The organism is Streptomyces tritici (assembly GCF_048500665.1).
Lineage (GTDB): Bacteria > Actinomycetota > Actinomycetes > Streptomycetales > Streptomycetaceae > Streptomyces > Streptomyces tritici.
The window spans coordinates 1550435-1572128 of record NZ_CP183183.1 but is presented as its reverse complement, the minus strand read 5'-3'; the positions used below and the strand labels follow the sequence as shown (position 1 = coordinate 1572128).

At 74.1% G+C, this 21694-nt stretch carries 16 protein-coding genes; 5 read left to right on the top strand and 11 right to left on the bottom strand.

The genetic code is table 11. From position 1 onward, the window contains the following. The first annotated feature begins 49 nt into the window (after positions 1-49). Positions 50-874 (top strand): DsbA family protein, encoded by an 825-nt coding sequence (locus tag ACNJ93_RS07285; RefSeq protein ID WP_418956515.1) that lies wholly within the window; start codon positions 50-52, stop codon positions 872-874. A gap of 106 nt (positions 875-980) precedes the next feature. After that, positions 981-2009: a prolipoprotein diacylglyceryl transferase gene (gene lgt, locus ACNJ93_RS07280; protein WP_418956514.1), complete on the top strand. Its 1029-nt coding sequence runs from the start codon at positions 981-983 to the stop codon at positions 2007-2009. 69 nt (positions 2010-2078) lie between these two features. On the opposite strand, the gene ACNJ93_RS07275 is transcribed toward lgt, so the two are convergent. From ACNJ93_RS07275 to ACNJ93_RS07245, 7 genes are all read right to left on the bottom strand, one after another. Beyond that, positions 2079-2879 carry an HpcH/HpaI aldolase/citrate lyase family protein gene (locus tag ACNJ93_RS07275; protein WP_418956513.1) on the bottom strand — a complete coding sequence of 267 codons (801 nt, stop codon included), beginning with the start codon at positions 2877-2879 and terminating at the stop codon, positions 2079-2081. Further along, positions 2876-4108: a CaiB/BaiF CoA transferase family protein gene (locus ACNJ93_RS07270; RefSeq protein WP_418956512.1), complete on the bottom strand. Its 1233-nt coding sequence runs from the start codon at positions 4106-4108 to the stop codon at positions 2876-2878. Before ACNJ93_RS07270 ends, ACNJ93_RS07275 begins: the two co-directional genes overlap by 4 nt. Continuing rightward, a complete protein-coding gene (rbsK, locus tag ACNJ93_RS07265; protein WP_418956511.1) occupies positions 4105-5031 on the bottom strand; it encodes a ribokinase in 927 nt (308 codons plus the stop codon). Before rbsK ends, ACNJ93_RS07270 begins: the two co-directional genes overlap by 4 nt. Beyond that, the gene (locus ACNJ93_RS07260) at positions 5028-6395 is read right to left on the bottom strand and encodes an ADP-ribosylglycohydrolase family protein (RefSeq protein ID WP_418961338.1); all 1368 of its coding nucleotides are present in this window, start codon (positions 6393-6395) and stop codon (positions 5028-5030) included. Before ACNJ93_RS07260 ends, rbsK begins: the two co-directional genes overlap by 4 nt. Before the next feature lie 305 nt (positions 6396-6700). After that, positions 6701-7867 carry an ADP-ribosylglycohydrolase family protein gene (locus ACNJ93_RS07255; protein ID WP_418956510.1) on the bottom strand — a complete coding sequence of 389 codons (1167 nt, stop codon included), beginning with the start codon at positions 7865-7867 and terminating at the stop codon, positions 6701-6703. Positions 7868-7914: 47 nt separating this feature from the next. Beyond that, positions 7915-9312, bottom strand: a complete 1398-nt coding sequence (locus ACNJ93_RS07250; protein WP_418956509.1) for an ADP-ribosylglycohydrolase family protein — start codon at positions 9310-9312, stop codon at positions 7915-7917. Further along, the gene (locus ACNJ93_RS07245) at positions 9309-10325 is read right to left on the bottom strand and encodes an ADP-ribosylglycohydrolase family protein (RefSeq protein WP_418956508.1); all 1017 of its coding nucleotides are present in this window, start codon (positions 10323-10325) and stop codon (positions 9309-9311) included. Before ACNJ93_RS07245 ends, ACNJ93_RS07250 begins: the two co-directional genes overlap by 4 nt. 239 nt (positions 10326-10564) lie before the next feature. On the opposite strand from ACNJ93_RS07245, the gene ACNJ93_RS07240 reads away from it, so the two are divergent. The 3 genes from ACNJ93_RS07240 to ACNJ93_RS07230 all read left to right on the top strand — a co-directional run bounded on the left by ACNJ93_RS07240 (position 10565) and on the right by ACNJ93_RS07230 (position 17797). Further along, on the top strand, positions 10565-11293 hold the full coding sequence (locus ACNJ93_RS07240) for a VIT1/CCC1 transporter family protein (protein WP_418956507.1): 729 nt from the start codon (positions 10565-10567) through the stop codon (positions 11291-11293). Positions 11294-11781: 488 nt separating this feature from the next. Beyond that, positions 11782-16344: a glutamate synthase large subunit gene (gene gltB, locus ACNJ93_RS07235; RefSeq protein ID WP_418956506.1), complete on the top strand. Its 4563-nt coding sequence runs from the start codon at positions 11782-11784 to the stop codon at positions 16342-16344. Next, positions 16337-17797, top strand: a complete 1461-nt coding sequence (locus ACNJ93_RS07230; RefSeq protein WP_418956505.1) for a glutamate synthase subunit beta — start codon at positions 16337-16339, stop codon at positions 17795-17797. The genes gltB and ACNJ93_RS07230 overlap by 8 nt, the downstream gene beginning before the upstream one ends. A 97-nt stretch (positions 17798-17894) precedes the next feature. Here the strand turns inward: ACNJ93_RS07230 and ACNJ93_RS07225 are convergent, their stop codons facing one another. Genes ACNJ93_RS07225 through ACNJ93_RS07210 form a run of 4 tightly spaced genes read right to left on the bottom strand, consistent with a single transcriptional unit; the run spans position 17895 to position 21659 of the window. Beyond that, positions 17895-18911: a hypothetical protein gene (locus ACNJ93_RS07225; RefSeq protein WP_418956504.1), complete on the bottom strand. Its 1017-nt coding sequence runs from the start codon at positions 18909-18911 to the stop codon at positions 17895-17897. Then, positions 18908-19801 (bottom strand): alpha/beta hydrolase, encoded by an 894-nt coding sequence (locus ACNJ93_RS07220; RefSeq protein ID WP_418956503.1) that lies wholly within the window; start codon positions 19799-19801, stop codon positions 18908-18910. Before ACNJ93_RS07220 ends, ACNJ93_RS07225 begins: the two co-directional genes overlap by 4 nt. Next, positions 19798-20523 carry a glucose 1-dehydrogenase gene (locus tag ACNJ93_RS07215; RefSeq protein ID WP_418956502.1) on the bottom strand — a complete coding sequence of 242 codons (726 nt, stop codon included), beginning with the start codon at positions 20521-20523 and terminating at the stop codon, positions 19798-19800. The genes ACNJ93_RS07220 and ACNJ93_RS07215 overlap by 4 nt, the downstream gene beginning before the upstream one ends. Continuing rightward, on the bottom strand, positions 20520-21659 hold the full coding sequence (locus tag ACNJ93_RS07210) for an LLM class flavin-dependent oxidoreductase (protein WP_418956501.1): 1140 nt from the start codon (positions 21657-21659) through the stop codon (positions 20520-20522). Before ACNJ93_RS07210 ends, ACNJ93_RS07215 begins: the two co-directional genes overlap by 4 nt. Positions 21660-21694 lie beyond the last annotated feature (35 nt).

The window sequence follows — 21694 nt, the reverse complement described above, 5'->3', positions numbered from 1 at the left end:
TCTGGGACCGGGGAGGCACGCGCGTGCCTCCCCGGTTCGTTTGAGGAGCGTGAGCGAGAACAACCGTGACGGTAACCGGAGCGCCCGGGCGCGACTCCAGCAGCAGCGAGAGCGCGAGAAGGCGCGGGAGAAGCAGCGGCGGGTGCTGATCGTGTCGGCCGCGATCGTCGGCGTCCTCGGCCTGGCCGCCGTCGTCGGCGTGATCGCCGCCGGCGGCGACGGCGACGACGGGTCGGACAAGGCCGGCCCGGTCGTCACCCCCAGCGGCGCGACCGGCGACGACAAGCCCGCCATCACCACGGGCTCCGCCTCCGCCCCGTCCACGCTCGCCGTCTGGGAGGACTTCCGCTGCCCGGCGTGCGCCCAGTTCGAGAACGCGTTCCGGGACACCATCCACGAGCTGGAGGCCGAGGGCGCGATCAAGACCGAGTACCACCTCGCCACCCTCATCGACGGCAACATGGGCGGCAGCGGCTCGCTGCGCGCGGCGAACGCGGCGGCCTGCGCCCAGGACGCCGGGAAGTTCACCCCGTACCACGACGTCCTCTACATGAACCAGCCGGAGGAGACGGACGACGCGTTCGCCGACAACGGCAAGCTGATCGAGCTGGCGGCCAAGGTGAAGGGGCTCGACACGCCCGCCTTCCGCTCCTGCGTCCAGGACGGCACCCACGACAGCTGGGTGAAGAAGTCGCACGAGGCCTTCCGCAGCAGCGCCTTCCAGGGCACGCCGTCGGTCCTGCTCAACGGAGAATCGATCTTCCCGACGAAGGGGAACGAGCAGATCTCCCCGGCGAACCTGCGCAAGTGGGTCGAGCAGGCCAACAAGGGCAAGAAGACGGGCGGGGTCGCCAGCCCCTCCACCACCGGCTGAGGCCCCCGGGACGGATGAGGACGGCGGGGACGCCGGGGATGGTTACGCAGACGTTGTCGGGTGGGCTGCCGCCCCGGCCGCCCGGCAGGGTAGCGTCGGACCTGCCATGGACCTTGCCTACATTCCCAGCCCGTCGACCGGTGTGATCAACCTCGGACCGGTTCCGCTGCGCGGCTACGCCTTCTGCATCATCATCGGTGTCTTCGTCGCCGTCTGGTACGGCAACAAGCGCTGGATCGCCCGCGGCGGCAAAGCCGGCACCGTTGCCGACATCGCCGTCTGGGCGGTGCCCTTCGGCCTGATCGGCGGCCGGCTCTACCACGTCATCACCGACTACCAGCTGTACTTCAGCGAGGGTGAGGACTGGGTCGACGCCTTCAAGATCTGGGAGGGCGGGCTCGGCATCTGGGGCGCCATCGCGCTCGGCGCGGTGGGCGCCTGGATCGGCTGCCGCCGCCGGGGCATCCCGCTCCCGGCGTACGCGGACGCGATCGCGCCCGGCATCGCCTTCGCCCAGGCCATCGGCCGCTGGGGCAACTGGTTCAACCAGGAGCTGTACGGCAGGCCGACCGACCTGCCCTGGGCGCTCAGGATCTCCGAGGGCGTGAACCGCGAGGCGGGCCTGTACCACCCGACCTTCCTCTACGAGTCGCTCTGGTGCATCGGTGTGGCGCTCCTGGTCATCTGGGCCGACCGCCGCTTCAAGCTCGGCCACGGCCGGGCGTTCGCCCTGTACGTCGCCGCGTACTGCGCGGGCCGCGGCTGGATCGAGTACATGCGCGTCGACGAGGCGCACCACATCCTCGGCCTGCGGCTGAACGTGTGGACCGCCCTCGTGGTCTTCCTGCTCGCGGTGATCTACATCGTGGTCTCCGCGAAGCTGCGCCCGGGCCGCGAGGAGGTCGTCGAGCCGGGGGCCGAGCCCGGGGCGGTGGAGCAGGCCGGACAGCAGGACGCGGACGATGCGGACGACGCCGACGCGTCGGAGGACGAGGCGCCCGACGCGCCGAAGGACGGGACCGGGACTCCGGCCGACGACGCCCCCGAGGGCACGGACGGCGCCGCCGACGACGCCGTCGACCTGTCGAAGGACGGCGCGGGCAACGGCGCCGGCACGGCGGGCAGCAAGGGCTGAGCCCAGCGGAACGCGCGCGACGGGCCGCCGGGGACCACGAGGTCCCGGCGGCCCGTCGCCGTTCCCGGGTCACTCCTCCCGGCGGGCGGCCAGGGTCAGCACCCGCCGGGCGCCCTCGACCACCGCGGCGTCGACGAACCGGCCGTCGGGCAGGGCGAGCGCCCCGCTCTCGGTCTCCGCGGCCTTGACGACCTCCTCGGCTGCGGCGACCTCGTCCGGAGTGGGCAGATACGCCTGCTCGATGATCGGAAGCTGCCGGGGATGGATCGCGGCCCGGCCGAGGAACCCCAGGTCGCGGCCGCGCGCACAGCTCGCCGCCAGGGACTCCAGATCACGGACGTCCGGATGCACGGACTGCGCCGGCGGCGGCAGCGCCGCGGCGCGGGCGGCCACCACGATCCGGCTGCGCGGCCAGTCGAGGCCGCCGTCCTCCCGTACGCCGAGGTCGGCGCGGAGGTCCGCCTCGCCCAGGGCGATCCCGTGCACCGCCGGATGCGCGCCGGCGATGGCGTACGCGTGCTCGACGGCCAGGGCGGTCTCCAGGAGCGGGTAGAGGGGGACGCCCGGGACGAGCTCGGCGATCCGGCGGATGTCAGTGGCGTGTGCCACCTTGGGAACACGGAAACCGCCGAGGCCGGGGAGGGAGGCCAGTGGGGGGATGTCGCGCATGCTGTGGATGCGGACGTGCACGGGGAGCGGGTGCGGGTCGGAGAGCAGATCGACGGTGGCGTCGAGGGCGTACGCCTTGCGCTCCGGGGCCACCGCGTCCTCCAGGTCCACGATGACCACGTCGGCGCCGGAGGCGAGCGCCTTGCGGACGACCTGGGGCCGGTCGCCGGGGGCGTACAGCCAGGTGAGGGGGAAGCTCATACGGCTCCTCGGCTGCGCAGGGCGCTGATCTCGTCGGGCGTCAGCCCGAGTTCGCCGAGGACCTCGTCGGTGTCCGCGCCGTGCGGGCGGCCGGTCCAGCGGATCGCGCCGGGGGTCTCGGAGAGCCGGAAGAGGACGTTCTGCATGCGGACCGGGCCCAGCTCGGGGTCGGGGACCTCGGTGACGGTGTCCAGCGCGCGGAACTGAGGGTCGGCCAGCACGTCCCGGACGTCGTAGACCGGGGCGATCGCCGCCTCGGCCTTCTCGAAGGCGTCCAGGGCCTCGTCGCGGGTGTGCCGGGCGATCCAGTTCCCGACCGCCTCGTCGAGGACGTCCGCGTGGGCGGCCCGGCCCGTGCCGTCGGCGAACCAGGGCTCGTCGATCAGCTCGGGCCGGCCGACGAGGCGCAGCACGCGCTCGGCGATGGACTGCGCGGAGGTGGAGACGGCGACCCAGGAGCCGTCGGACGTGCGGTACGTGTTGCGGGGGGCGTTGTTGCGGGAGCGGTTGCCGGTGCGGGGCTGGACGTAGCCGAGCTGGTCGTACCAGAGGGTGTGCGGGCCGATGACCGCGAGCATCGGCTCGATGATCGCCAGGTCGACGACCTGGCCGCGGCCGGTTCCGGCGCGGGCGGTGAGGGCAGTGGTCACCGCGTACGCCGTGGCCAGCGCGGCGATCGAGTCGGCCAGACCGAAGGGGGGCAGGGTCGGCGGGCCGTCCGGCTCGCCGGTGATGGCGGCGAAGCCGCTCATGGCCTCGGCGAGGGTGCCGAAGCCGGGGCGGTGGGCGTACGGGCCGTACTGGCCGAAGCCGGTGACGCGGGCGAGGACGAGGCGGGGGTTGACCGTGGACAGCTCCTCCCACCCGAGGCCCCAGCGCTCCAGGGTGCCGGGGCGGAAGTTCTCGACGACGACGTCGGCGTCGGCGGCGAGCCTGAGCAGCACGTCGCGGCCGCCGGGGGAGGACAGGTCGAGGGTGATGGTCCGCTTGTTGCGGCCGAGCACCTTCCACCACAGGCCCACCCCGTCCTTGGCGGGGCCGTGGCCGCGGGACGGGTCGGGCCTGCGGGGGTGCTCGACCTTGATCACCTCGGCTCCGAAGTCGCCGAGCATCATGGCGGCCAGGGGGCCGGCGAAGAGGGTCGCGAGATCGAGCACGCGCAGACCGTGCAGCGGAGGGACGGAAGGGGCCGGGGAGGAGGTCGGGCCGGGGTTCAGGGTGGTGGTCATACGGCGTCGGTCTCCAGGGGGTGGTCGTTCGAGGGGGCGAGGGCGGCGTCGATCTCGGCGCGGTACGGCATCGAGGACGAGGCGCCGGGGCGCTGCACGGACAGCGCGGCGGCGGCCGAGGCCCAGGCGAGCGCCTGGGGGACGGGGCGGCCCTCGCCCAGGGCGACGGCGAGGGCGCCGACGAAGGTGTCCCCGGCGGCGGTGGTGTCCACGGCCCGCACCCGGGGCGCGGGGACGGTGACGGGCGCGGCGCCGCGGGCCGCGTACAGGCTGCCCGCCGCGCCGAGGGTGACCACGACCTCGGGCACCTTGCGCAGCAGCGCCTCGGCGGCGGCGTGCGGGTCGGCGACGCCGGTGAGCGCGGCGGCCTCGTGCTCGTTCGGCACCAACAGGTCGGTGGCGGCGAGGAGTTCGTCGGGCAGCGGCTGTGCCGGGGCGGGGGTGAGGACGGTGCGGACGCCGAGCCGGCGGGCGGTGACCGCGCCGGCGGTGACGGCGGAGAGGGGGAGTTCGAGCTGGAGCAGGAGGACGTCGGCGGTGGCGATCAGCGCCTCGTCGCCGTGGTCGAGGGAGGTGAGGGTGCCGTTGGCGCCGGGGACGACGACGATCGCGTTGCCGCCGTCGTCGTCGACGACGATGTGGGCGGTGCCCGAGGGGCCTTCGGCGGTGCGGAGCAGATCGGTGTCGACGCCGGAGTGCTCCAGCGCGTCGCGGAGGCGGACGCCGAAGTCGTCCGCGCCGACCGCGCCGATCATCGCGACGTCCGCGCCGGCGCGGGCGGCGGCGACGGCCTGGTTGGCGCCCTTGCCGCCGGGGACGGTGCGGAACTCGCGGCCGGTGACGGTCTCGCCGCGGGCCGGGGCCTCGGCCACGTACGCGACGAGGTCCATGTTCGTGCTGCCGAGCACGACGATGCTGGTCATGGGCGTACTGCCTCCTGGAGGGCGAGGTCGGCGGTCAGATCGGCGAGGGCGTCGAAACCGATGCCGTCGAAGGACGGGACGGACGTGGCGAGCCGGTTCTTGAGGGGGGCGGTCCAGCGCTCGGGGATCCGGTCGGGCCGGCCGGCCAGCAGTCCGGCGAGCGAGCCGGCGGTCGCGCCGTTGGAGTCGGTGTCCCAGCCGCCGGAGACCGCGGCGCAGACCGAGCGCGTGAAGTCGCCGTCGGCGTGGGTGAGCGCGGCGGCGAGGAGAGCGGTGTTGGGGACGGCATGGACCCAGTGGTACCCGCCGAGGGCGGCGTGGAGTCGGTCGGCGACGGCGTCGAAGTCCCGGGTGGCGCGGGCGGTTTCGATGCCGAGCCGGACGGCGCGGGCGAGCCGGGAGCGCGGCGGGACGAGGCTGAGCCCGGTGGCGAGGCACGCGTGGACGTCGTCGGCGCCGCCCGCGGCGGCGGCCAGGGCGGCGGCGACGAACACGGCCCCGTACAGGCCGTTCGCGGTGTGGGTGAGGGAGGCGTCCCGGTACGCCTGCTCGGCGGCGGCGAGCGGGTCGCCCGGGTTCGTCCAGCCGTGCACGTCGGCGCGGATCAGCGCGCCGATCCACTCGCGGAAGGGGTTGCGGTGGACGGCGGTGAGCGGGGGCTCGACGCCGTCGAGGAGGTTGCGGTAGGCGATGCGCTCGGCGGTGAAGGTGCGGCCGGCGGGGAGCTCGTCCAGCCAGAGACGGGCGACGTCGGCGGTGGTGAAGCCGCGGCCGTGGCGCTGGAGGAGGAGCAGGTTGAGGAGGGGGTAGTTGAGGTCGTCGTCCTCGGGCATCCCGTCGATGTTCTCGGCGAGGGAGGTGGCCGCGGAGCGGCGGTTCCAGGGGTGCGCGGCGAGCAGCGCGGCCGGGACGCCGCGGGCGGTGAACCAGGTGGTGAGCGGCCAGTTGCCGGTGGCCCGGGCGAGCGCCCGGATCCCGTGCAGCGGCAGCTTCTCGACGGGCTTGCCCAGCAGACACCCCGCGGCCCGCCCGAGCCAGGCGGCGTGCAGCCGCTCGCGCAGCGCGGAGGCGTCCGGTACGGGGCCCGGGGTCACGTCCTGCGCGGCGGCGCGGATCGCGGCCCAGGTGGAGGGTTCCCCGGCGGCCGAGGGGCAGGGCAGGGCGTCCAGTTCGGCCAGCAGCTCCTCGGCCAGGGGCCGCAGGTCCGGCCGCGGGGTCGCGGACGCCCCCGCGCGGGGCGGCGCCGGCGGCCCGCCGGCGGACTGCCACCGTGCCGCGAGCGCCCGCACGTCCCGCCCGTCCTCCTCGGCCTGCCGCAGCTCATGCCCGACGAGATCCTCGGGCTGCACCCAGGTGACCCGCATCGGGGCGGGCCGGGCGTCCGAGCGGTGCGGCGGAAGGGCCACGGGCCGGGTACGGGGGCCGTCTTCGGGAGGGCGCGCCGGTCCGGGATCCGGGGCGCGCTCCGTACGGTCCGTCGGCCGGGGGTCCACGGCGCGCCCGGGGCGGCTCACGGGCCCGGCGTCCGGGGCCCGGCCGAGGCGGCTCACGGGCCCGGCGTCCGGGCCGTCGCCGGTCGTGGCGATTCCCGGGCTGTCGGGCGGAGGGTTGGCCGCGGCGCGGGCGGGGCCGGTCGCCGGGGTGGTGGTTCCGGGCCGTGGGGTGGGGGTCATCGGTCCGCTTCCGTCAGGGTCGTGTACGCGGCCTCGTGGGCGCGGCGGCGGGCCGAGTCCTTCGCGTACACCTCGTGGGCGACCGCCGCCAGGGCCGTCGCGGGGGCGTGCAGGTCGAGGCGGCTCGCCTCCGCCACCTGCTTCGCCCAGTCCGCCGGCACCGCGGCCTCGCCGCGCAGGGCGCCCACGAGCGCGCCGGCCATCGTGGCGATGGAGTCGCAGTCGCGGCCGTAGTTCACCGCGCCCAGCACCGTGTGCCGGTAGTCGCCGTCCCCGACGAGCAACATGCCGAGCGCGACCGGCAGTTCCTCGATCGCGTGCAGCCGGGACGGGCGGCGGGCGCCCAGCGACGGGTTGCGGTAGTCCGGGCCCACCGTGTCGAACGGCGCGACCGCCGCGCGCAGCGGGACCAGCGCCGACTCGAAGTCCCGGTGACGGGACGCCGCCTCCGCCGCCGCCTCGATCGCCGCCGCCGTGCCGTCCTTCGCGAGGCGCAGCGCCGTGTCCACGACCGACCCGGGCGTCGCGCCCGGCACGCACGCCGCGGCCACAGCCGCCGCGAACACGCCCGCGGCCTCCCGCCCGTACGAGGACTGGTGCGCGCCGGCGACGTCCAGCGCCTCCGCGTACGCGGCGTCCGGGTTCGCCGCGTCGACCAGCCCGACCGGCGCCATGTACATCGCCGCCCCGCAGTTGACGATGTTCCCGCTGCCCGCCTCGCGCGGATCCACGTGGCCGTAGTGCAGCCGGGCCACGAGCCACTTCTCTGCCAGGAAGATCCGCTGGAGGGGGAGCGCCTCGGCCTCCAGTTCCGGGATCCAGACCGGGGCGCCCATGAGTTCGGGCACGAGGTGCTCGGCGACCGCGTACGCGTCGAGGTGGTCGCGGACCTTCTCGTACACGCGGATCAGCGCGTGCGTCATCAAGGTGTCGTCGGTGACGTGTCCGTCGCCCTTGTGGTACGGCGCGATCGGGCGGGCCGTGCGCCACGCGTCGCCGTTCCAGGGGCCGACGATCCCGGTCACGCGCCCGCCGTGGCGCTCCAGGATCTGGTCGGGGGTGTAGCCCTCGACGGGACCGCCGAGGGCGTCGCCCACGGCGGCTCCGACGAGGCTGCCGGTGATCCGGTCGTCGAGGGAGGGGGAGGGCAGGGTGGGTGTCATGCCCGAATTGTCCACCCCGGGCCCTTCGTTGCCCCGGGGAACACGCCCTAGCGCCCCCGGCGGTCCCGGGAGAGCCGGGCGTGTGCGAGGAGTTGGGCCAGCTCCACGAGGTCCGTGCCGGCGAGGCGGGGCAGCGCGCAGCCCGCGAGCGTGCGGCAGGCGTCGCGCCAGGTCACCGGGAGCGAAGCGGCCCCGCCGAGCGCGCCGGTGAGCGCGCCGGCCAGCGCGGGCGCCGAGTCCGCGACCCGGGACAGGCAGGCCGCCGCCGGCACCGCCGCCGACGCCTCGCCGCGCGCGGCCGTCGCGAGCGCGAGCGCGACCGGGACGGTCTCGGCGGCGGCGATGCCGTAGCTGTAGACGTGGTCGACGATCTGGTGCTCCAGGAGCGGGACCAGTTCGAACGCCGAGGCCGCCTCGCGGGCCGTCTTGACGGCGTGACGGCCGTTGCGGCCGATCTCGGTGGCGGGCGGGAGCTGGTCGAGCGCCGCGTCGACGGCGGCGTCGACGGGCGCGCCGCCGAGCGCCGCCGCGACCGCCGCGGCCGTCGCCCGGGCGCCGTGCACGCCGTCGCCGTCCTGGGTGTACCGGGCGTCGAACTCGGCGAGTTCGGCCGCGGCGGCCGGGTCGCCGGGGTGGACGAGCGCGAGGACGGCGGCGCGGACACAGGCGGCGTCGTCGAAGTAGTGCGGGTTGTCGTGGCCGGTGGCGGGCGGGCGCAGGCCCGCGGCGAGGTTGCCGAGCCCGGCCCGGACCGAGATCCGGGCGCGCAGCGGGAGCACCGCGGACTCGACCTCGGGGGCGCGGTCGGCGGCCGCGGCGATCTGGCCGGCCAGCGAGTTCCAGGCGAGGTCGACGGCGGCGCGCAGCCGGTGCGCGGGCGCGAGGCCGCGGAACAGGGGGCCGTCCGCGGCGAGCACCGCCTCGGCGGTGAACACCGCCCACTCGGCGTCGTCGGAGGGGCCGAGGCGGAGCGGCTCGGGCGGCTGGTTGAGGGCGATGGGGACGGGGAGGGTGGTGGTGGCGTTCTGCTCGGCGAAGGTGTCGAGCTCGCGGGTGAGCCGGCGGGTCCACTCCGGCATCCGCGCGGCCCGGTGCCGGGCGGCCGGCCAGCCGGCGGCGTCGCCCGCCGCGATCCCGAGCAGCAGGCCCTCGACCCGCGCGGCGAACCCGGGGTCGGGGGACCGCCGGCCCGGCTCCGCCACGCCGAGGTACCCGTACGCGGGCCCGGCCGCCTCCTGCTGCCGCTCCCAGCCGGCGGCCCCGCCGCTCTCCCCGGGGCCCCGGTAGGCGGCCCGCACTCCGGCCGACCCCCCGCCGCCCCGCCCGCCGTACGCCAGGTCCGCCACGGCTCCCGCCCCCGCGTACGCGTCCGCGGCCGGTGGCGGTTCCGGGGCGCCGGGCGGCAGCGGCGTGGGGGTCGTGCTTCTCGGGTCCGTGGTGGTCATGCGGCTTCCTCCTCGTCGGGGGTCAGCAGGTCGGCGATGTCCAGGACGTGGTAGCCGCGCATCGACGGCAGACAGCTGCCGGTGACCGGGGCGATGGCCCCCGCCCACTCCTCGGGGATCGCCGACACCCCGCGGCTCGCGCCCGCCAGCGCGCCGGCGACCGCGGCCGTCGTGTCCGCGTCGCGGCCCATGTTGACCGCGGTCAGCACCGCCGTACGGAAGTCCCCGCGCGCCGCCGCGTACGCGCCGAACGCGAGCGCGACCGCCTCCGGCGCCAGGTCCGTCCACGGGTAGCCGCCGATGACCACCGCCGAGCGGACCGTCCGCTCGCGGATCAGCGGGTCCGGCTGCAGCCGCTGCGCCGCGACCACCGCGCGCCGCATCGAGCGCGCGGTCCACGAGTCCATCGGCACCACCGACAGCGCCGCCGCGATGACCGAGGTCACCGACGCCCCCGCCATCGCCGCCGCCACGCCCGCCGCCACGGCCTGGCCGCCGTAGATGCCCTCGCCGTCGTGGCTGACCGTGCCGTCGATGGCCACGAGCCGCGCCGCCTCCGCCGGGCGGCCCGCCGCGAACACCCCGAACGGGGCGGCCCGCATGGCCAGTCCGTCGCTCCACGCGTGCCGGTGCTGCGCCGAGATGGGGGCGGCGAGGCCCCGGCGGAGGTTCTCCAGGGTGCCGCGCTCGCTGAAACCGGCGCCCCGGAACGGGCCTTCGTCGAGGTCCGCGATCCAGTGGTGCCAGGCCCGCTCGACATGCGAGACGGTCAGCGCCGAACCGTGCCGGGCCAGCAGCAGCCCCGAGAAGATCGCGTACTCGGTGTCGTCCGTGCCCGCCGGGGTGTCCGTCACGAAGCCCTCGATCCGGCCCCAGCGGCGGCGGATCTCCGAGGGCCGCAGGTTCTCGGCCGGCGCCCCGAGCGCGTCGCCCACCGCGAGGCCGAGCAACGCGCCGCGCGCCCGCTCCCGCAGATCGCATGCCGTCGTCCTGATGTCGCCGCCCGTCACCATGCCGCCGCCTTTCCCGTGCTTCGGATTCCTCTCCGCCGCTGGGGTGGATCCCTGCCACGCGCGCGCCCGCGGGAGTCCGCCGAAACGTCTCTGTCACCCGGGTGACCGCCCTGCTCAGCGGGTCAGGCGGGCCTTACTAAGTACGGCCTGCCTTGCTGGCGCACCCCTTACATCGGGCGTATTTTCGAGTGCGTCGAGCGGCGGACGCACCGAACCCGCCGCGCACACAGGGGAGAAGCATGTCCATCATCGAGACCGAGGCGCCGCTCCACGCGGCGCACCGCGCGAACCACACCCACCGCGACGTCAACGGCGGCTGGCTGCGTCCCGCGGTCTTCGGCGCGATGGACGGACTCGTCTCCAACCTCGCGCTGATGACCGGTGTCGCCGGCGGCGCGGTCTCCTCGGGGACCGTCGTGATCACCGGCCTCGCCGGACTGGCCGCCGGCGCCTTCTCCATGGCCGCCGGCGAGTACACCTCCGTCGCCTCGCAGCGCGACCTCGTCCAGGCCGAACTGGACGTGGAGCGCCGCCAGTTGCGCAAGCACCCCGTCGACGAGATGGAGGAGCTGGCCGCCCTGTACGTGTCCCGGGGCGTCGAGCCCGCGCTCGCCCGCGAGGTCGCCATGCAGCTCTCCCGCGACCCGGAGCAGGCGCTGGAGATCCACGCCCGCGAGGAGCTCGGCATCGACCCGGACGACCTGCCGTCGCCGGCGGTCGCCGCGGTGTCCTCGTTCGGCTCGTTCGCGCTCGGCGCGCTGCTGCCCGTGCTGCCGTACCTGCTCGGCGCCACCTCGCTGTGGCCGGCCGTGCTGCTCGCGCTCGTCGGCCTCTTCGGCTGCGGCGCGCTCGTCGCCCGGGTCACCGCGCGCAGCTGGTGGTACAGCGGTCTGCGTCAGCTGCTGCTCGGCGGCGCGGCGGCGGCCGTCACGTACGGGCTCGGCATGGCCTTCGGCGCGGCGCTCTAGCGCCCCGCGGGCGCCGGGCCGCCAATCCCGTGCCGGCGCCGGGGCGCATCCCCGGCCCGCACATCCTGCATGTCCGGAAATCCCCCACCTTGCCGGTGGGGGATTTTCGCAGGTCAGGCCGCTGTGATGTATCTCCCTGAGCGGTTTCCGCGCGGCGGTGAGACACTATGCACAGCGCCACATAGGTAGCCGTTACTCGGCGGTTTCGAAATCATGACCACCGGGCATGAGCCGTAGGCGCCGCGGGCAACGTCGCCCGCTCTTCGCGAACGGGTCGCCGACGACCCGCAGGAACCCCGATTCTGCGCCGCAGAAGCATCCGCCGCAGCACCCACAGAGCACCGCCCCACACCCCCAGGGTGTCCGCATGTTGGAACGAGCTATCCGCTTCCCGAGAAGCCAGCCATCATGTAACCTGCACGAAATTTCGCGGAGGGCCAACGTCGTCCCTCGGCACTGCACATGCCACGACGACGACGGGAGAGCCGATGCGTTCCGACGCCTGGTCGCCCATGGACGGTCGCCCCGCCCCGCAGGGGATGTACGACCCCCGTAACGAACACGACGCCTGCGGTGTCGGGTTCGTGGCCACCCTCACCGGTGTGGCCAGCCACGAGCTGGTCGAGCAGGCGCTGACCGTACTCCGCAATCTGGAGCACCGCGGCGCCACCGGCTCCGAGCCCGACTCGGGCGACGGCGCCGGCATCCTCCTCCAGGTCCCGGACGCGTTCCTGCGCGAGGTCACCGCATTCGAGCTCCCCGAGGCCGGCGCGTACGCGGTCGGCATCGCCTTCCTCCCCGCCGACGGCTCCGCACAGGCCGTCGAGCGGATCGAGGCGATCGCCGCCGAGGAGAGCCTGGACGTCCTCGGCTGGCGCGAGGTCCCCGTCGCCCCCGAGCTGCTCGGCGCCTCCGCCCGCTCCACGATGCCCGTCTTCCGGCAGCTGTTCGTCGCCGACGGCGAGAACACCGGCATCGCCCTGGACCGCAAGGCGTTCGTCCTGCGCAAGCGCGCCGAGCGCGAGGCCGGCACGTACTTCCCGTCGCTGTCCGCCCGCACCATCGTCTACAAGGGCATGCTGACCACCGGCCAGCTGGAGCCCTTCTTCCCGGACCTGTCGGACCGCCGCTGCGCCACCGCCGTGGCCCTGGTCCACTCCCGGTTCTCCACCAACACCTTCCCGAGCTGGCCGCTCGCCCACCCGTACCGCTTCGTCGCCCACAACGGCGAGATCAACACGGTCAAGGGCAACCGCAACTGGATGCGCGCCCGCGAGTCCCAGCTCGCCACGAAGCTCTTCGGCGAGGGCAGGGACCTGGAGCGGATCTTCCCGGTCTGCACCCCCGACGCCTCCGACTCCGCCTCCTTCGACGAGGTCCTGGAGCTGCTGCACCTCGGCGGGCGCTCCCTGCCGCACAGCGTCCTGATGATGGTCCCCGAGGCGTGGGAGAACCACGACTCCATGGACCCGGCCCGGCGCGCCTTCTACCAGTACCACTCCACGATGATGGAGCCCTGGGACGGCCCGGCCTGCGTCACCTTCACCGACGGCGTCCAGGTCGGCGCGGTCCTCGACCGCAACGGTCTGCGCCCCGGCCGCTACTGGGTCACCGACGAGGGCCTCGTCGTGCTCTCCTCCGAGGTCGGCGTCCTCGACATCGACCCCGCCAAGGTGGTCCGCAAGGGCCGCCTGCAGCCCGGCAAGATGTTCCTCGTCGACACCGCCGAGCACCGCATCATCGAGGACGACGAGATCAAGGCCGGCCTCGCCGCCGAGCACCCGTACGCGGAGTGGCTGGAGACCGGCGAGATCGAGCTCTCCGACCTGCCCGAGCGCGAGCACATCGTGCACACCCACGCCTCGGTCACCCGCCGCCAGCAGACCTTCGGCTACACCGAGGAAGAGCTCCGCGTCATCCTCGCCCCGATGGCCCGCACCGGCGCCGAGCCGATCGGCTCCATGGGCACGGACTCGCCCATCGCCGCCCTGTCCGAGCGCCCCCGGCTGCTCTTCGACTACTTCACCCAGCTGTTCGCGCAGGTCACCAACCCGCCGCTGGACGCCATCCGCGAAGAGCTCGTGACGAGCCTGCGCTCCTCGCTCGGCCCGCAGGGCAACCTGCTGGAGCCGACCGCCGCGTCCTGCCGCAGCGTCACCCTGCCGTTCCCGGTGATCGACAACGACGAGCTGGCCAAGCTCATCCACATCAACGCCGACGGCGACATGCCCGGCATGAAGGCCGTGACCCTGTCCGGCCTGTACCGGGTCTCCGGCGGCGGCGACGCCCTCGCCGCCCGCATCGAGGAGATCTGCGCCGAGGCCGACGCCGCCATCGAGGACGGAGCCCGCCTGATCGTGCTGTCGGACCGGCACTCCGACGCCGAGCACGCGCCGATCCCGTCGCTGCTGCTCACCGCGGCCGTCCACCATCACCTCATCCGCACCAAGCAGCGCACCCAGGTGGGTCTGCTGGTCGAGGCCGGCGACGTCCGCGAGGTCCACCACGTGGCCCTGCTCATCGGCTACGGCGCCGCCGCCGTCAACCCGTACCTCGCCATGGAGTCCGTCGAGGACCTGGTCCGCGCCGGCACCTTCATCGAGGGCATCGAGCCCGAGCAGGCCATCCGCAACCTGATCTACGCCCTCGGCAAGGGCGTCCTCAAGGTCATGTCCAAGATGGGCATCTCCACCGTCGCCTCCTACCGCGGCGCCCAGGTCTTCGAGGCCGTCGGCCTCGACAGCGCCTTCGTCGAGAAGTACTTCGACGGCACCGCCAGCAAGATCGGCGGCGCGGGCCTCGACGTCGTCGCCCAGGAGGTCGCCGCCCGCCACGCCAAGGCGTACCCGGTCACCGGCATCCCCTCGGCGCACCGCGCCCTGGAGATCGGCGGCGAGTACCAGTGGCGCCGCGAGGGCGAGCCGCACCTGTTCGACCCGGAGACCGTCTTCCGCCTGCAGCACGCCACGCGCAACAAGCGGTACGACATCTTCAAGCAGTACACCTCGCGCGTCGACGAGCAGTCCGAGCGCCTGATGACGCTCCGCGGCCTGTTCGGCTTCAAGTCCGACCGCCCGTCGATCAGCGTCGACGAGGTCGAGCCGGTCTCCGAGATCGTCAAGCGCTTCTCCACCGGCGCCATGTCGTACGGCTCGATCTCCCGCGAGGCCCACGAGACCCTCGCCATCGCCATGAACCAGCTGGGCGGCAAGTCCAACACCGGCGAGGGCGGCGAGGACCCGGAGCGCCTGTACGACCCGGCGCGCCGCTCCTCGATCAAGCAGGTCGCCTCCGGCCGCTTCGGCGTCACCAGCGAGTACCTGGTCAACGCGGACGACATCCAGATCAAGATGGCCCAGGGCGCCAAGCCCGGCGAGGGCGGCCAGCTGCCCGGCCACAAGGTGTACCCGTGGGTCGCCAAGACGCGTCACTCGACGCCCGGCGTGGGCCTGATCTCCCCGCCGCCGCACCACGACATCTACTCCATCGAGGACCTGGCTCAGCTGATCCACGACCTCAAGAACGCCAACCCCGAGGCCCGCATCCACGTGAAGCTGGTCTCCGAGGTCGGCGTCGGCACGGTCGCGGCCGGCGTGTCCAAGGCCCACGCGGACGTCGTGCTCATCTCCGGCCACGACGGCGGCACCGGCGCCTCCCCGCTGACCTCGCTGAAGCACGCGGGCGGCCCCTGGGAGCTCGGCCTCGCCGAGACCCAGCAGACCCTGCTGCTCAACGGCCTGCGCGACCGGATCGTCGTCCAGACCGACGGCCAGCTCAAGACCGGCCGCGACGTCGTCATCGCCGCGCTGCTGGGCGCCGAGGAGTTCGGTTTCGCGACCGCGCCGCTCGTCGTCTCCGGCTGCGTCATGATGCGCGTCTGCCACCTGGACACCTGCCCGGTCGGCATCGCCACGCAGAACCCGGTGCTGCGCGACCGGTTCTCCGGCAAGCCCGAGTTCGTCGTCAACTTCTTCGAGTTCATCGCCGAGGAGGTCCGCGAGCTCCTCGCCGAGCTGGGCTTCCGCACGCTGGAGGAGGCGGTCGGCCACGCCGAGCTGCTCGACACCAGCCGCGCCGTGGACCACTGGAAGGGCCAGGGCCTGGACCTGGAGCCGCTGTTCCACGTCCCCGCGCTGCCCGAGGGCGCCGTGCGCCACCAGCTGACCGAGCAGGACCACGGTCTGGAGAAGGCCCTCGACAACGAGCTGATCGAGCTCGCCGCCGAGGCCCTGAACGCCGCCTCCGCCGAGGAGGCCCAGCCGGTCCGCGCCCAGGTCCCGATCCGCAACATCAACCGGACCGTCGGCACCATGCTCGGCCACCACGTGACGAAGAAGTTCGGCGGCGCGGGCCTGCCCGCCGACACGATCGACATCACGTTCACCGGCTCCGCGGGCCAGTCCTTCGGCGCCTTCCTGCCGGCCGGTGTCACCCTGCGCCTGGAGGGCGACGCCAACGACTACGTCGGCAAGGGCCTGTCCGGCGGCCGGGTCATCGTCCGCCCGGACCGCGGCGCCGACCACCTGGCCGAGTACTCCACCATCGCGGGCAACACCATCGCCTACGGCGCGACCGGCGGCGAGCTGTTCCTGCGCGGCCGCACCGGCGAGCGCTTCTGCGTCCGCAACTCCGGCGCGCTGGTGGTCTCCGAGGGCGTGGGCGACCACGGCTGCGAGTACATGACCGGCGGCACGGCGGTCGTCCTCGGCGAGACCGGCCGCAACTTCGCGGCCGGCATGTCCGGCGGCGTCGCCTACGTGATCGACCTCGACCGGGACAACGTCAACTCCGGCAACCTGCAGGCCGTCGAGGCCCTGTCGGACGCCGACAAGGCGTGGCTGCACGACGTCGTGCGCCGCCACCACGAGGAGACCGGCTCGACCGTCGCCGAGAAGCTGCTCGCCGACTGGGACACGTCCGCGAACCGCTTCAGCAAGATCATCCCGACCACGTACAAGGCCGTGCTCGCCGCCAAGGACGCCGCTGAGCTCGCCGGTCTCTCCGAGCAGGAGACCACCGAGAAGATGATGGAGGCGGCGACCAATGGCTGACCCCAAGGGCTTCCTGACCACCGGGCGCGAGGTCGCCAAGACCCGGCCCGTCGCCGAGCGCGTCAAGGACTGGAACGAGGTCTACGTCCCCGGCTCCCTGCTGCCGATCATCAGCAAGCAGGCCGGCCGCTGCATGGACTGCGGCATCCCGTTCTGCCACAACGGCTGCCCGCTCGGGAACCTGATCCCCGAGTGGAACGACTACGCCTACCGCGAGGACTGGGCGGCGGCGTCCGAGCGGCTGCACGCCACCAACAACTTCCCGGAGTTCACCGGGCGGCTGTGCCCGGCGCCCTGCGAGTCCGCGTGCGTGCTCGGCATCAACCAGCCGGCCGTCACCATCAAGAACGTCGAGGTCTCCATCATCGACAAGGCCTGGGACGCGAACGACGTCCGCCCCCAGGCGCCCGAGCGGCTGTCCGGCAAGACCGTCGCCGTCATCGGCTCGGGCCCGGCGGGTCTCGCCGCCGCCCAGCAGCTGACCCGGGCCGGCCACACCGTGGTCGTGTACGAGCGCGCCGACCGCATCGGCGGCCTGCTGCGCTACGGCATCCCCGAGTTCAAGATGGAGAAGCGGCACATCAACCGCCGCATCGAGCAGATGCGCGCGGAGGGCACCAAGTTCCGCACCGGCATCGAGATCGGCCGCGACCTCACGGCGACGGACCTGCGCAAGCGGTTCGACGCGGTCGTGATCGCCGCCGGCGCCACCACCGCCCGCGACCTGCCCGTGCCGGGCCGCGAGCTCAAGGGCGTGTACCAGGCGATGGAGTACCTGCCGCTCGCCAACAAGGTGCAGGAGGGCGACTTCGTCAGCCCGCCGATCACCGCCGAGGGCAAGCACGTCGTGGTCATCGGCGGCGGCGACACCGGCGCGGACTGCGTCGGCACCGCCCACCGTCAGGGCGCGGCCTCCGTCACGCAGCTGGAGATCATGCCCCGGCCGGGCGAGGAGCGGAACGCGGGCCAGCCCTGGCCGACCTTCCCGATGCTGTACAAGGTCACCTCGGCGCACGAGGAGGGCGGCGAGCGGGTCTACTCCGTCTCCACCACCCACTTCGAGGGCGACGAGGACGGCAACGTCCAGTTCCTGCACCTGGTCGAGGTCGAGTTCGTCGACGGCAAGCTGACCCAGAAGCCGGGCACCGAGCGGAAGATCCCCGCGCAGCTGGTCACCCTGGCGATGGGCTTCACGGGCACGGACGTCGAGAACGGTCTGGTGTCCCAGTTCGCCCTGGAGCTGGACGCACGCGGTAACATCGCCCGCGACGCGGACTTCGCCACCAACGTCGATGGCGTCTTCGTCGCCGGCGACGCCGGCCGCGGCCAGTCGCTGATCGTCTGGGCGATCGCCGAGGGCCGCTCGGCGGCCCGCGGAGTCGACCGGTACCTGACCGGCACCAGCTCCCTGCCGGCCCCGATCCGCCCGACGGACCGCGCCCTGACGGTCTGACCGTCCCCTGGATGTCCCGTACAACGACGTACGGAACTGCACAGCGCTCGCCCTGTCCCCGACCGGACTGTGGGCGGGCGCTGTGGTGTCCGGGCCGCTACTGCATGCTCATCCGGTGCGGGTGGGCCGGGTCCGACGGGCAGACGAACGCGCGGTACTCGCCGTCGCGGCCGACCTTGACGCCCGTCGGCTGACCCGGCTCCTCGTACCGGCCCCAGCTGTCCGGGGCTCCGTGCCCCTCGTACGAGTCGATGGTCAGCAGCACCCGCATCTCCGTCCCGCAGGCGTCGCAGTACACGCGGATCAGGTCCGTCTTGTGCCAGGAGTCCCAGCCGCCGATCTTCCAGCCGGGGGCCAGCGAGAGGTCGTACTGGTACCAGGGGGCCGCCTCGCCGATCCTCGCGTGGAGTTCGTCCTCCCACGCCATGATCCGCTCGTCCAGTTCGCTCGGTAGGTAGTCCGCGAACGGATACTCGACGACCTGCTCGGGGTGGAGCACGCAGGGCTCCGGGAGGTACCAGCCCCGGCCGGCCACCGCCGGTTCGGGCATGACGGCCACCGGCCGGGTCACGTCGGCGGCCCGCCGCCAGTACAGGCGGGTGTACGGGCCGTACTCGCTGAACGGCCCGTCCGCGTGCTCGTCGTACGGACACCACAGCACCTGGAGCAGGTCCCTGCCCGCCGGGGCGAACGGCGCCAGGTCCGGTATGTCCCGCACGTGGAACTGGGCGAGGGCGAGCAGGGGCAGCGGACCGCCCACGTGGCGGTCCGGCCGGTGCCAGGGCTCGGCCGACAGCGCGTCGAGCTCGGCCTGTTCCTCGTCGGTGTACGCGGGGCTGCCGTCCGCCGTGCGCGGCCGGGTCCGCACCTCCCGCAGCAGGCGGCGGCAGCGCCGCTCGCGCTCCGGCGCGATGCCCGGCGTCCCCGGCCCGTGCTCCCCGCACACCGGCCACGCCTCGTCCGCCGGCCAGAGCAGCGGCCCGCCGATCGAACTGTCCGCGGCCGTGGGCGTGCCCGGGCGCGGGTGCAGCCGGGTGGCCGTGCGGGCGTACGCGGACAGTTCGGGGAAGGGGACGGTGATGTCGAGCGGACGGTACGGGGTGCGGATGGTCACGCGGTGAGGGTAGCCAGCCAGGCCGCCGCCCCGTCCAGTGCTCTGTCGGCCTCGGGCAGGACGCCCCGCGCGCCGAGGAAGCCGTGGAAGACGCCGGTGTGCAGCTGGACGTGCGCGGTGACGCCCGCGGAGGACAGCCGGCGCGCGTAGGCGAGCCCCTCGTCGCGGAGCGGGTCGCAGTCCGCGAGGACGAGCAGCGCCGGGGGCAGGCCGTCGAGCCGCGCGGCCAGGCCGGGGGAGGCGCGCACGGGGTCCCCGTCCGGGCCCAGGTACTGCTCCCAGTACCAGCGCATGTGCGCGGTGGTGTGGAAGAAGCCCTCCGCGTACGCCTGGGCCGACCGTCCGTCGAGCCGGTGGTCGAGCACCGGGTAGAACAGCAGCTGCCCGGCGACCTGCGGTCCGTCGCCGTCCCGGGCCCGCAGCTCCGCCGCGGCGGCGAGGCCGCCCCCGGCGGAGTCGCCCGCCACCACGAGCGCCCGCCCGGGGTGGGCGGCCGCCGCCCAGGTCAGGACGGCGTGCACATCGTCCTCGGCGGCCGGGAAGCGGTGCTCCGGGGCGCGCCGGTAGTCCACGGACACGACGGTCGCGCCGCCGCGTGCGGCCAGGGCCCGGCACAGCCCGTCGTGCGTGTCCAGGTCGCACAGCACCCAACCGCCGCCGTGCGCGAACACGACGACGGGAGCCGTGGCGGCAGCGGGGGTCGGCAGGGTGTAGACCCGTACGGCCACGCCCGCCGCCGTCCGGTCCTCCGCCGTCACCGGTGACGGGGCCGGCGGGCGCAGGCCCGCGCGGGCCGCGGCGCGCAGGGCGTGCGCGTCGCCGGGCGGGGGGAACGCGGCCGTCATCGCGTCGCAGAGGGCGCGGGCCGCCGGGGTCAGGGGATCGGTCATCCTGTGGTGAGCCCTCCGTCCACGGTGAACTCCGTGCCGGTGACGTACGAGGACGCGTCCGAGACGAGGAAGACGATCAGTTCGCCGACCTCCTCCGGCCGGCCCATCCGGCCCAGCGGCACGTGCGACCAGTCGCGGCCCGCGACGGACGCCGTCATCGGGGTGTCGATCGCGCCCGGGTGGACCGAGTTCACGCGGATGCCGAACGGCGCGAGGTCCAGTGCCGAGGACCGCGTCAGCCCGCGCAGGCCGAACTTCGAGGAGCCGTACGCCGCGTGGCCCGGGATGCCGACCAGGCCGGCCGTGGACGAGACGTTCACGACCGAGCCGCCGCCCGCCTCCCGCAGCGCCGGCAGAACCGCCCGCAGACCCAGGAACGGCCCCAGCAGGTTGACCCGCAGCAGGAGTTCGAAGGTCTCGGCCGTCTCCTCCTGCACCGGGGCCGTGCGCCACAGCGCCGCGTTGTTCACCAGCGCGTCCAGGCGGCCGTACCGCTCCGCGGCCGTCGCCGCCACCCGCGCCCAGTCGTCCCGCGAGGTCACGTCGTGCCGGACGAACACCGCCGCGTCGCCCAGCTCCGCCGCGACCGCCCGGCCCTCCTCCTCCCGTACGTCCGTCAGCACGACCCGCGCGCCCGCCGCCGTCAGCAGCGCGGCCTCCGCCGCGCCCTGGCCGCGGGCCGCGCCGGTGACGATCACGACCTTGCCGTCGAGGGCGCTCACGCGGGCGTCCCCTCGAGGGCGCGGAAGTGGGGGATGACCTTCTCGCCCCACTGCCGGATCGTCTCCATGCAGACCTCCTGCGGCACCGTGCCCATCTGGATCAGGCACATCACCTCGTCGACGCCGATCTGCCGGAGCTGCTCCACGTAGGCGATCGCGTCGTCCGCGTTCCCGTACGCGTGCTCCGCGTTGAAGGTGCCGGTGTCCACCGGGCGGGCCGGGATGTTCGCCTCGTGCAGCTTCGCGACCAGCTCCTCGCGGCCGCGGGCCAGCGCCGCCACATGGTCCTCGGCGCCCTCGTCGTCCGAATAGCCGGTCGGCGCGGGGGAGTTGCCGTACCAGTGCGCGATCGACTCCGCGAAGAACCGCTGTCCGCGGGTGCCGATGCGCAGCGCGGCGGCCGCGTCGTCGAGCACGATCGTCGGGCAGAGCGCCGAGAAGTGGTCGTTGACCTCGGTCGACACCAGCCGCTGCCCGTCCCGGGCGGCGATCGCCTCGTCGTACACCTTGCGCATGGCCCGGACGTCGTCGGCGCCGGCGAAGCCCATCACCAGCGCGCCGATGCCGAGTTCGGCGGCCAGCTTCAGGGTGTCGTGCTTGGAGCAGGCCATGAACAGGGGCGGGTGGGGGGCCTGCACGGGGCGCGGCAGGATCGCGCCGGGCCCGATGTCGAGAGAGCCGTGCCACTCGAACTGCTCCTCGCGCCAGGCGGCGGAGAAGATCCGCAGCGCCTCCTCCATCTGCGGATACGTGTCCTCGGGCCGCACCCCGTACATCCGCATCTCCTGCCGGGTCGCGCCCCGCCCGGCGCCGATGTCGACCCGGCCGCCGGAGAGCACGTCGAGCATCGCGGCCCGCTCGGCGACCCGGACCGGGTGCTGGTAGCCGAACGGCATGGTGACGACGCCGTGGCCGATGCGGATCCGCTTCGTGCGGGCGGCGACCCAGGTCAGGAAGATCTCGGAGGCGCTCATGTGCGCGTACTGGGTGAGGGAGTGGTGCTCGACCGCCCAGATCCGGTCGAAGCCCATCTCCTCGGCGTGGACGGCCTGTTCGACGCAGTCGTGAATGACCTGGCGTTCGCGGGCGGGGGTGGGGTCGACGAGCTGGGCCTCGAAGATCATGGAGAACTTCACGGGACCTCCTCTATTTCGAATAGGAATACTTCTAG